Origin of the sequence: Pseudomonas sp. ICBG1301, from assembly GCF_016918385.1 — a bacterium.
Taxonomy (GTDB): Bacteria; Pseudomonadota; Gammaproteobacteria; order Pseudomonadales; family Pseudomonadaceae; genus Aquipseudomonas; species Aquipseudomonas palleroniana.
In genome coordinates, this window is record NZ_JAEKGB010000007.1 from 349,527 (window position 1) to 360,737 (window position 11,211).

Sequence of the window (11,211 nt, forward strand, 5' to 3'; positions counted from 1 at the left end):
AGCCAGATTAGATAAATACCTGAAGGACACTGCCCGCATGAGCGACTCCGGCCGCGCCGATGCCTTGTTAGCCGAACTGCCCCGGGACGGCCGTGGCCGGCTCAAAGTTTTCCTCGGTGCCGCGCCGGGTGTGGGCAAGACCTACGCCATGCTCCAGGCCGCGCACACCCAGCTGCGCCAGGGCGTGCGGTTGATCGCCGGGGTGGTCGAAACCCACGGTCGCGCCGAAACCGAAGCCCTGCTCAGTGGCCTGCCGCAGCAACCCTTGGTACGCAGCGAATACCGCGGCGTGATGCTCGAAGAAATGGACCTCGACGGCCTGCTGACCGCCAAACCCAAGCTGGTGCTGGTGGACGAACTGGCCCACAGCAACGCCCCCGGCAGCCGTCACGAAAAACGCTGGCAGGACATCCAGGAGCTGCTCGCCGCCGGCATCAACGTGTTCACCACGGTCAACGTCCAGCACCTGGAAAGCCTCAATGACCAGGTCCGTGGCATCACGGGCGTGCAAGTGCGTGAAACCCTGCCGGACTGGGTGCTGCAAGAGGCTGACGAATTACTCTTGATCGACCTGCCATCGCGCGAGCTGCTGGAGCGTTTGCGCGACGGCAAAGTCTACGTGCCGGAACAGGCGCGCGCGGCGATCGACGCGTTTTTTACCCAGACCAACCTGATGGCTTTGCGCGAGCTGGCGATGCAAACCGCCGCCGCGCACGTCGATGATGACTTGGCTCAAGGCTATCGTCAGCTCGGCCAGGCGGCACCGACGGTACGCGGACGCTTGTTGGTGGGAGTCGATGGCGATGCCCAGGCCGAACGTCTGGTACGGCACGCCAGCCGCGTGGCCCAGCGCCGGCATTTACCCTGGAGCCTGGTGCATGTCGACAACGGTCGTGCGCGCGATGAGCAATCGCGCCTGCACCTGCAGAATGCCCAGCAACTGGCTGAACGGCTCGGGGGGGAGGTCGTCCTGCTGCGGGCGGGGGAAGTGGCGAAAACCCTGATCCAGCATGCCGCCGAACGTCGTGCCAGCCTGTTGCTGGTGGGGCAGTCACGGATGCGTTGGCGCCGCCGCTTGTTTGGAGGTGGCCTGGCGGCGCGCTTGCTGCGCAATGCACGGGGCCTGGAAATCAACGTGCTCGACAGCGACGACATGCCCGCACCGCCGCGCCTGCCGGACGTGCGCGGGCTGGTCTGGTTCGACTACGGCCTGGCGGTGCTGGCGACCATCGTCGCGGCGGCGTTGGCCTGGGCGGTGGCCAGTGTGTTGCCGCTGCCGAATATCTCCCTGGTGTTTCTCGCGGCCGTCTTGCTGGTGGCGGTACGCAGCAGCCTGGGACCGGCCCTGGTGTGCGCCGCGTTGTCGTTCCTGACCTACGACTTCCTGTTTATCCCACCGAATTTCTCGTTTGCCATCCAGCGTGAAGAAGACGTGCTGACCCTGCTGTTCTTCTTGTTGATGGCGGCCTTGACCGGCAACCTTGCTGCGCGCCAACGCCGGCAATTGCAGGCCCTGCGCGATACCCAGGAAGAAACCAGTGAACTGCTCGACCTGTCGCGCAAACTCACTGCCGCCACCGATCGCCAGGCGGTGATCAGCGCGGCGGCGCATCATCTGGAAGGCTGGAGTGACCTCGACCTGTGCCTGGTCAACCGTGACGGCCAGGGCGGTTGGAAGGTCGAGACCGGCAGCCCGCTGACCCTGACCGAAGCCGAACGCGCCGCCGCCGATTGGGCCTGGCAACACGATCAACCGGCCGGCATGGGCACGGGCACCTTGCCATTCGGGCGCTGGTGGTGGTGGCCGTTATCGGGTGAGGAGGGGCCTTTGGGGTTGCTCGGTGTCAGCCCCAAGCCCGGTCTGGAGTTGAGCGGCCAACGCCGTCGCTTGCTCACTGCGTTGAGCCAGCCGCTGGCGCAGGCGTTGGCGCGGGCTCAGTTGGGCCAGGAACTCGAATCGGCTCGGCTGCATGGCGAAACCGAACAGTTGCGCAGCGCGTTGCTGGCGTCGGTGTCCCACGATTTGCGCACGCCGTTGACCTCCATGCGCGGCAGCATCGACAGTCTGTTGGCTCTCGGCGAGGCGATCCCTCTGGAAGATCGCCGCGAGTTGCTTGAGGGCACCCGCGATGAAGCCGAGCGCCTCGACCGTTACATCCAGAACCTGCTGGATATGACGCGCCTGGGGCATGGTGCATTGAAGCTGGCGCGCGACTGGGTGTCACCCGGCGATATCGTCGGCAGTGCTCTCGCTCGTTTGCGCGCCGTGCTGGCGCCGTTGCGCGTAAGCACCGATGTGCCGGCTGAATTGCCGCTGTTGTATGTCCATGCTGCGTTGATCGAACAAGCCTTGGTCAATGTGCTGGAAAACGCCGCACGTTTTTCGCCGCCCCAGGGCCGCTTGCAGCTGTCTGCCGGCGTGGCGGATGAGCAGCTGTTTTTCGCGGTGGCCGATGAGGGCCCGGGGATTCCCGAGGACGAGCGGGCGAAGATTTTCGATATGTTCTACACCGCTGCCCGTGGTGACCGGGGCGGGCAGGGCACGGGCCTGGGCCTGGCGATCTGCCAGGGTATGGTTGGCGCGCACGGTGGGCATATCAGCGTGGCCGATGGCATCGACGGGCGGGGCACCTGCATCACTTTGTTCCTGCCTTTACCGACACAACCTGGCTTGGAACACGGGGCCTGAGCTACCCTCTTTTCTCCACGGATTTTGATTGGACACCATGAGCCAGACCGCGACGATTCTAGTCATTGATGACGAACCGCAGATCCGCAAATTCCTGCGCATCAGCCTGGCCTCCCAAGGCTATAAGGTGATCGAAGCCGGCACCGGCAACGAAGGCCTGGCCCAAGCGGCGTTGAGCAAACCGGACTTGCTGGTCCTTGACCTTGGCCTGCCCGACATGGACGGCCAGCAAGTGCTGCGCGAGTTTCGCGAGTGGTCGACGGTGCCGGTGCTGGTGCTGTCGGTGCGGGCCAGCGAAGGTCAGAAGGTCGAGGCCCTCGACGGCGGCGCCAATGACTATGTGACCAAGCCGTTCGGGATCCAGGAGTTTCTCGCCCGCGTACGTGCATTGCTGCGCCAGGCGCCGGTGGGTGAGGCCCAGGAGGCCGCCTTGAATTTCGGCCCCCTGACGGTGGACCTGGCCTATCGCCGCGTGCTGTTGGACGGTGCCGAAGTGGCGCTTACCCGCAAGGAATATGCGGTACTGGCGCAGTTGGCCCGGCATCCGGGACGGGTGATCACCCAGCAACAACTGCTCAAGGACATCTGGGGGCCAACCCATACCGAGGACAGCCACTACCTGCGCATCGTCGTGGGCCATCTGCGGCAGAAGCTGGCGGACGACCCCACTCAGCCAAGGTTTATCGTGACCGAGGCGGGCGTGGGGTATCGGTTGTTGAATGCCTAGATTGCGGGTGCCTGTTCCGACGCCATCGGGAGCAAGCCCCCTCCCACATTTGAGCACATTCCAAAAGTAGAACTCGGTCCCCTGTGGGAGGGGGCTTGCTCCCGATGAGGCCATCAGCTACAGCTCAACTTCAATGCTGCTCACTCTCATACCGATCCAGCGTATCACTGGCAATCTCCCGCCCCAGGGCGATCAACTCCGGCGCTTTGTAGAACTCGAAAAACCGGCACACCCGTTTCGGCACGTTGATCAGCACGTCGGGCGGGTAACCGGCAATCTTGTACTGCGCCAATGACGTCTGCATCACCTCGAAACTCTGGTTGATCAAGTCCAGCAGTGACGCCGGGCCGACGTTGTCGATGATGAACGAACCGGTTGCGGACTTCGGTGCGCCTTCTTTTTCCGGCGCTGCGGCGGGCTGCTGGGCCTCGGGTTCCGCCGACTCCAGCCATGGGTTGATCTCTGCCGCTTCGGCCTGCAATGCTTCCTGTTCCAGCTTCAGTAACTGTTCAGCCTGTTTACGGCGAAACGGCAGGTGTGAGCCCAGGGATCTGGCCAGGTTATTGAAGCGACTCTTGAACGCAGGCGGCCGCTGGATCACCGGCAACTGGTAGTGTTTTTGATTGGTGGCATTGAGGTTGACCGCGATGATCAAGTCGCAATGGCTCGACACCACCGGCACGATCGGCAATGGGTTGAGCAGGCCGCCGTCGACCAGCATGCGGTTGCCCTGCATCACGGGGGTAAACAGGCTGGGGATCGCCGCGGAGGCGCGCATGGCTTGGTGCAGGCAGCCTTCCTGGAACCAGATTTCCTGTTGGTTGGTCAGGTCGGTGGCGACGGCGGTGTAGGGAATGCGCAGCTCTTCGATATTGAGCTCGCCAACGATCTTGCGGATCTGCCCGAACACTTTCTCGCCACGAATCGCGCCCAGGCGAAAGCTCACATCCACCAGGCGCAGTACGTCGAGGTAGTCGAGGCTTTCGATCCAGTTTCGATACTCGTCCAGCTTGCCGGCGGCGTATATCCCACCCACCACCGCGCCCATGGAACAGCCGGCGATACAGGCGATGTCATAGCCACGCCGTTCGATTTCTTCGATCACGCCGATATGGGCGTACCCTCGGGCTCCGCCGGAACCCAGTACCAAGGCCACACGTTTCTTCATGAGCTGATCCTTCGCAAAACAGTTGACCACAATGCGCTCATCCGAGGGGCGGCTCAATCTTCGTCGATGTGCGGAATATTTTTGCTGCTTGGCCAGGGCGCTCGGGTATGCTCTGGCGATCGTCAGTTATGCTTTTGGGCGGCCAGACAAGGCACTTTTCCTTGTAGGCAACGTCTACAGCCTACGACTGTTTCTGTTTATTTTGAGGTGTCATCGATGAAAGCCTGGATGTGTGTGCCTGTGATCGTGTTGGCCCTGGCCGGTTGCGCCGGGAAAACGGCTTACCGTGATAGCTGTGGCACGCAATTGGATGCCGCCTGGCATGAGCTGGACCTGGCCAAGGCTGAAGGCTTTGCCGGGACCGTCAGTTACTCCAAGGCCCTGTCTTTGTTGACTGGCGCCAAGACCCAGCAGCAATTCGAAGCCTTTGAGGGGTGCGCCAACAAGGCCGAGAAAGCACGCTTCTATATTCGTGAGTCGCGTGCCGGCCGTTAAGCCGTAGCGACAGAGCATTTCATCGTCAGCGGAGGAAGGGATGTCAGCTTTGGTCGATCAGTTAGTCGCTCAGGTCATTGGCCTGGAAGTAGGGTTACTGAGCTGCCAGGCTCGCCTCGCTGCCGTCACCGACGATGAAGCCCTGCATGATCTGCGCACCACCGTGCGGCGGCTGCGCAGCCTGTTGCGGCCCCTGCGCGGCTTGCCGGGGGTGGAGCAACTTGAATTGGCCGCCAGTGCGGTGGGTCAATTGACCACGCCCCTGCGCGACCGAGAAGTACTGGCCGCCTACCTGCACCAGCAGGGTTATCATGAGGCGGCTGCGCGGCGTTTGCGCTTGCAACCCGAGGCTTATCGGCAGGTTGCGCAATCCCCCGAAGTGGCCCACCTGCTGTTGATCCTCGATGCTTTCCCCAGGTTTATTCGTGCGTCCGAGCACCAGAAGTTGCTCAAGGGCTTGCGCCCGCGCATCGAAAAGCGTCTGGCCAAGCAATGGCAAAAGCTCGGTGACGCCTTGAAGGACCCTGATCATGACCGTCACCGTTTACGGTTGCTGATCAAGCGCGTGCGCTACGCGGCCGAGGCGTATCCCAACCTGAACAAACTCCCCGCCAAAGCGATGTCCCGTCTCAAGCGTGCCCAAAGCGCGTTGGGCGATTGGCACGACTGCTGGCAGTGGCTGGCCCAGGCCGAACACCAAGCGGATTTGCAACCCTGCGTTGCGGTGTGGCATCGCACCATGGCCCAGGCAGAAGGGCACGCGGATCGGGTGCTGGATAAACTCAGCGCCGATTGTTTCTGAACCGGTCCGGTTTTTGGCCGGTATGGGCGCTGTGCAGTCACCCCACGCTGGTTAAGATCACCCCATCCGTGTTCTTGATGTGAGGTCCCGATGCGCTTTAGTGATTTGCTCGATGCCGCCCGTAGCAACCCGCTGGATGTGACCATTCCGGCCGAATGGGGCCAGGGCCGGGCTACGTTTGGTGGGTTGGTCGCCGCCTTGCAATATGAAGCCCTGCGCGCGCAGGTACCGGCGGACCGTCCGTTACGCTCACTGGCGATCACCTTCGTCGGCCCGGTTGAGCCGGAGGTAGCCGCCAGTTACCACGTGGAAGTATTGCGCGAAGGCAAAGCCGTCAGCCAGTTGCTCGGCCGTGTGGTGCAGAACGGCGAAGTCGCGACCGTGGTCCAGTCCAGCTTTGGCGCCGCGCGTGAGTCGCAGATTGACGTCGCAAGCGAACCTGCACCGGCGTTCAAACACTGGGATGAATGCCAGGAGTTGCCGTACATCAAAGGTGTGACACCTGAGTTCATGCGGCACCTGGCCATGCGATGGAGCGTCGGCGGGCTGCCGTTTACCGGCAATAAATCACGCGATATGGGCGGTTGGGTGCGCCTGCGGGGCGATGTGAAGGAAGAGGCGTTGACCGAGGCGCATATCCTCGCTCTGGTGGACGCTTGGCCACCGGCCTTGCTGCCGCACCTGAGCAAACCCGCGCCGGGCAGCACCCTGACCTGGACCATCGAATTTATCCAGCCGTTGCAGCAGCTGACCACCCTCGACTGGTGCCAGTACTACGTCAATATCGAACACGCCCGCGACGGCTACGGGCATGCCGCCGCCGCACTCTGGAGCCCGACCGGCGAGTTGATCGCCATCAGCCGCCAGAGCGTCGTGGTCTTCGCCTGACCTCAATGCCGGTGGCGCTGTCGCCAGGCACGCCACCAGCCACCGCTCAATACAAAACGCGGAAACGTCACGAACTGTTCGACCACCAGCCGTTGCACCGCATCTTTACGATCACTGAAGGGCTCACTGGCCTGGGTTTCCAGGCTATGGCCATGGCGCTGCAACGCCAGGCCGGCCAGGATGCCGATGATGCCCACAGCAACACTGGCCAGGCTCAGGCTGAACACCCCGGATACGATCAACAGAAACCCGATGATAAACAGCGGCACGGCAATCAGGTGCAGCGCCAGGTTGGTCGGGTGTTGATGGTTCTGCGGGTAGTTACGCCATTGCCAGGCGGGGAGATTGGGGTGACGTTTGCCCATGATGGTGAATCCTCTGTCCGTTGAAACAACATGCAGAGGAGTTTAGGCGGGGTGGGGCGGGTGGGCGAATTGGGGCTGACTATAGAGCCCATAGTTTCTGTTATGTAAAACACTCCCTTTCTCTCACTCTACAAAGCGCCTGCTGACCAGCTATGGTATTGATGAGAGAAATTGGTCTTTTCTTATCTCTGACGAACGGATATAGATTTTCCCTGTTCAAGGAAATGGCTGAATGATTTTTTAAAGGTTGTAGTTGGTTTAAAGTGGTTTGGTGTGGTTTTATTCGTAAATAGGCATTGGTGATCTTCTCTTGGCTTCCTCTCGGTGTGTCAGTCACTCAGAAGTTGAGAGGTAAGCAGTTTAACTGCTTGCTCCATTTTGACCGCCAATGTCCGGTCGAATGATATTTTATTAGTGTTTTATAAGCATGGGCTGTCATGTATTGGTGTGCGCTCATGCGGTATGTTCTAAAAAAATCTATGCGATCGATTACCAATCTTAAAGTGGTTGTTAAGTTTTTTAGAATTTTGGCTGTTATTTAAAAATATTTTTCCGGTGTTTAGATGTGATCGTGAAAGTTGTAATTGTATTTATATCATTTGAAATAGTAATCGTCAGGGGCATTGGTGTAGACAGTAGGTCCGTCAAGTGAGACAAATTTAGCATTAAACTTTATAGAGGCGTTTTGGCTCATGGCTTCGAATGTGAAATAGTGACTGTCCTTTTTAATTTTTACGGCGAATATCTCATGTGCAGGAAGGTTTAAGATGTTTAGGTTTTTAATGTCATTGCAGGTTAAGCCAATTCTGCACATGTTAAACCCCTTGTTTTTCCATTTATCCGGTAGGTTGTCTGGGAATTCGGGTATGTCGAAACCCATTCTAATACAAGGTTGGTCGTTTTCTATTCTTAAAGAGAAAAGAGCTACTCTTCCAATTTCAATAGGGGTGCTGAATATTTTGCTAAGAAATATACTTCCCTCTAAGTCGTTCCAGTATTTCATTCTTACTTCCTGAATGGATAATGTTTTTTGGCGCCCTCAAGATAACCGTTTCGAGGGTTTTCGATTGGTCGCAGGTTGAAGTGTGATGAGTGGTCCCCAATGCCATCTACTCTACCGAATCTATGGCCTGCAGAGTGGTCTAGTGTACAAAAGGGGAAGGATTTATATTATTTAGTTGCTTTCTGTTTTATTGTTATAGATTGTCTTTTAGTTATTGAAGTGATAAAAGCCTCTTCGGAGCTTGTTTTTTAATTATTTGAAATGTTCGACGCAGTCTGGTTCGATGCGCTTTATCAGACGAGCTCACTGGTCATGCGAGGGCTTCTAATAAACCGGCTCCTTTGTACCCGATGAACTTAGCATTAGTGGAAATCTAAGGGACTGCACAAGCCTGTGGCAGGGACGTTGCTCCGCACAGGTTTGGTTTGTTTTGCCATTTCTTCTCTTGGAGGATCTATGATTCATATGCCTGTGTTAGTGAAAAGTAACGTCAATTCTCTCAACTTTCAGCTTGATGAAGTGGTCGTTGCACTCAGGGTGGTCGTAGTGCACGTCTTCGTCATTTAGGGTCGTGAAAGTATGGAGTGAATCATTGCATAGCTCTCCATATAGAAAGTATGAGTATCCGCACCCTGCCCACTCGGCAAGGGTATTCCTTGGTTGGGCCATCTCAATATGGTAGTCATCTGCGAGATTTATTGTTAATTCTACGTCATAAGTATTTCCAATCATTATTTGGTATGGGCTGTAACTGATAAAGCAGTTTATAGTTGTGCCCTCAATAAGTAGTGTTACGTCTTCTTTCACGTGGTCGTTAAGTGCTAATACTTTGGCTTTTTTATAGTTGTTCGCTGTAAGGCCTGATTTTTTTATTTGCGTCTCCATTTATCATTATCCAAAAGTTTTTCCCGATGTTACTATATGCAAGGTGTTTATATGTTCATTTGTATTTATTCCGAAAAATGCAAGCTTAGCCTGTCCTTCTTTGTTTGCTTTCATAAGTAAAACATAGCCGATCGCTGGCTTGCCCTTGTACGAATATTGAGCCGGTATGCCTTCGTTTACAACGTATTGCGCAGTGACCAGATGCTCACGGTTGTTATCAGCACCAAATTCAGGTCCATGCTTTTCGTAATGCTCGTTAAATTCAAATAAATCTGTCCTTTTTACTCATTTGGGGTGGATAAATATTTTATTCAATTGATTTATTTGTCCACTTTTGCTGATGCCGGTCATTGACGAATTGAGAAATAGTTTTTTTCTTCCGTTGTTTTTATTGTTTATAACCATGATCGGCAATTTTTATTCGGTGAGGTCGGTTAACTCTCGATTTGAGCTGTGTCGCCATCATGATCAGTTAACTCGATTTCATAGCGCTCAAGACATTTCAATAAAACCTCCATGAATTTTCTATTATCTATAATTTCGTCATTGAAATATGTATCAAATAAATAAAAAACGGAGTTGAAATTTTCATCGGTGTTTAAGAAGTGACGAAGTGTATCTATGTGCCATTGACGCTCTCTGCGTTTATATGAAGTAAATTCCGGCTTGGTTAGCTTGTCAAATAATTCAGAAAGCTCTGTCTCATCGTTTATGTTTTTTGATGTAATATAGGACTCTCTATCTAGGTCGTCAAAATTTTCTATACTGTATGTGAATAATAAACTTTGGATGATAGAGAGTTTGGGGCGAAGTTTCATTTTAGAATTCCGTATAGGCGGTAATTGGGTTGCCATCTATGTCTAATATTACTCTGGCGCTTCTTTGTATTCCATACTCTAGTGTGTCTTTTTTATATCCTTCTCCAATTGTTTTTCCCATATCCATAGGTTCGCGAGACATTTCAATATTGGTGCGTCGAAAAATGAGTTTGGCGCGATAGATAGCGTTTAATTGATCCCTGTGACTAGTATATCGAGTGGCGGCGCTAGGTATTTTCGGTTGTCCTTCATTTGGACCTCTAGCATATATTTCGATTTCTCCGGTTGTTGGGTTTTTTGCTGTTTGCACACGCTCAAGTTGAGACGTTAGAGTTGTTTGTGCTCCGTGTTTCTCTAAAAAGTGTGCTCTTGGGTGCTCCTGTTCAATTTCTTTTAGTCGCCGGTGAGCATTTGCTTCTGCAAGTTCATCAATCCTTGCCTGTCTCTGTGCGCGATTCAGTTGCGGTAACGCGGGTTCGCCATGATTAACAGCTTCAGCAGAGTTTTCAGCTTCAGCGCTTGGTCCGCACCCATCCCCACCAGGACACGTACTCAACCCCAGCGGATCCACCCACCCCGTAGGATTCGGCACGTACTGGTATGCGTTAATCCCACCCGCCAGCTTCACCGGATCCGGTGTCAGGTATCGACCAATATCCGGATTGTAGTAGCGATGACGGTTGTAGTGCAGCCCGCTTTCCACGTCGCAGTACTGGCCCTGAAAACGCAACGGGTTGTCGATTTTGCCGACATCGAGGCGTGCGACTTCGCCGTAAGCGCGGTAATGCGCGGACCAGACGATTTCGCCGTCGGGGGCGGTGAGCTCCTGCGGCGTACCGAGGTGGTCGAGTTGGTAGTGGTAGGGTTTTGTTTCTTTTGGGCCAAAACCTTCCAGTAAAACCAATGGGCGGAAGCTGTCGGGTTCGTATAGGTAACTGCGATGGCGCTCCGCATGATGCTCGGCAATCAGCTTGTCGCCTTGCCAGAAAAACTCCGTGGTGGTGTCCTCCACGGTTTTGCTGATGCGCCGTCCAAACGGGTCGTAGCGATAGTGGGCGGTTTGCCCGTTGGGTGTGGTGAGGTCAATCAGGCGGTGCTGGCAGTCGTAGCGGTATTCGGTGACAAGTTGCTGGCCTTTGCCGCGTCGCTCGCGGATCAGGTTGCCGAAGGCGTCGTAGTCATAGTGATGATCGCCCTGGATCATCAGGCGATTGCCGGCGACGATGTCCGGGCCGGGGCGGTTTTGCATCAGCAGGTTGCCCGCCGGGTCGTGGCCGAAGCGTTCCTGTACGTCTTGCGAGTGGTTGGCGCGGGTCAGGCGGGCGAGGGGGTCGTAGTGGTAGTCGTGCTGGCCCTTGCGGGTGTCGAGCA

At 55.9% G+C, this 11,211-nt stretch carries 11 protein-coding genes and 1 pseudogene; 5 read left to right on the forward strand and 7 right to left on the reverse strand.

What is annotated here, in order from left to right:
* Window positions 1-37: 37 nt before the first annotated feature.
* Window positions 38-2,689: a sensor histidine kinase gene (locus tag JBE38_RS19320; RefSeq protein ID WP_205344908.1), complete on the forward strand. Its 2,652-nt coding sequence runs from the start codon at window positions 38-40 to the stop codon at window positions 2,687-2,689.
* Window positions 2,690-2,726: 37 nt separating this feature from the next.
* On the forward strand, window positions 2,727-3,416 hold the full coding sequence (locus JBE38_RS19325; protein WP_090366049.1) for a response regulator: 690 nt from the start codon (window positions 2,727-2,729) through the stop codon (window positions 3,414-3,416).
* 130 nt (window positions 3,417-3,546) lie between these two features.
* On the opposite strand, the gene JBE38_RS19330 is transcribed toward JBE38_RS19325, so the two are convergent.
* Window positions 3,547-4,584 (reverse strand): patatin-like phospholipase family protein, encoded by a 1,038-nt coding sequence (locus tag JBE38_RS19330; RefSeq protein WP_060753234.1) that lies wholly within the window; start codon window positions 4,582-4,584, stop codon window positions 3,547-3,549.
* Between the two features lie 216 nt (window positions 4,585-4,800).
* On the opposite strand from JBE38_RS19330, the gene JBE38_RS19335 reads away from it, so the two are divergent.
* From JBE38_RS19335 to JBE38_RS19345, 3 genes are all read left to right on the forward strand, one after another.
* The gene (locus JBE38_RS19335) at window positions 4,801-5,079 is read left to right on the forward strand and encodes a hypothetical protein (protein ID WP_017734442.1); all 279 of its coding nucleotides are present in this window, start codon (window positions 4,801-4,803) and stop codon (window positions 5,077-5,079) included.
* A gap of 40 nt (window positions 5,080-5,119) precedes the next feature.
* Window positions 5,120-5,881 carry a CHAD domain-containing protein gene (locus tag JBE38_RS19340; protein ID WP_090366047.1) on the forward strand — a complete coding sequence of 254 codons (762 nt, stop codon included), beginning with the start codon at window positions 5,120-5,122 and terminating at the stop codon, window positions 5,879-5,881.
* Between the two features lie 90 nt (window positions 5,882-5,971).
* A complete protein-coding gene (locus tag JBE38_RS19345) occupies window positions 5,972-6,769 on the forward strand; it encodes an acyl-CoA thioesterase (protein WP_205344909.1) in 798 nt (265 codons plus the stop codon).
* A 2-nt stretch (window positions 6,770-6,771) separates the two neighbouring features.
* On the opposite strand, the gene JBE38_RS19350 is transcribed toward JBE38_RS19345, so the two are convergent.
* The 6 genes and pseudogenes from JBE38_RS19350 to JBE38_RS19375 all read right to left on the reverse strand — a co-directional run.
* Window positions 6,772-7,134, reverse strand: coding sequence for an Mpo1-like protein (locus tag JBE38_RS19350; RefSeq protein ID WP_090366044.1), 363 nt, complete (start codon window positions 7,132-7,134; stop codon window positions 6,772-6,774).
* 595 nt (window positions 7,135-7,729) lie between these two features.
* Window positions 7,730-8,137: an Imm50 family immunity protein gene (locus tag JBE38_RS19355; protein ID WP_205344910.1), complete on the reverse strand. Its 408-nt coding sequence runs from the start codon at window positions 8,135-8,137 to the stop codon at window positions 7,730-7,732.
* Between the two features lie 2 nt (window positions 8,138-8,139).
* A pseudogene (locus tag JBE38_RS27825) lies at window positions 8,140-8,268 on the reverse strand (HNH/endonuclease VII fold putative polymorphic toxin); the annotation flags it as partial.
* Between the two features lie 343 nt (window positions 8,269-8,611).
* Entirely contained in the window at window positions 8,612-9,022 is a 411-nt protein-coding gene (locus JBE38_RS19365) for a hypothetical protein (protein WP_205344911.1), read from the reverse strand.
* Window positions 9,023-9,456: 434 nt separating this feature from the next.
* A complete protein-coding gene (locus tag JBE38_RS19370) occupies window positions 9,457-9,840 on the reverse strand; it encodes a hypothetical protein (RefSeq protein ID WP_205344912.1) in 384 nt (127 codons plus the stop codon).
* 1 nt (window position 9,841) lies between these two features.
* A partial coding sequence (locus tag JBE38_RS19375) for an RHS repeat domain-containing protein (RefSeq protein ID WP_205344913.1) occupies window positions 9,842-11,211 on the reverse strand: 1,370 nt, incomplete at its 5' end.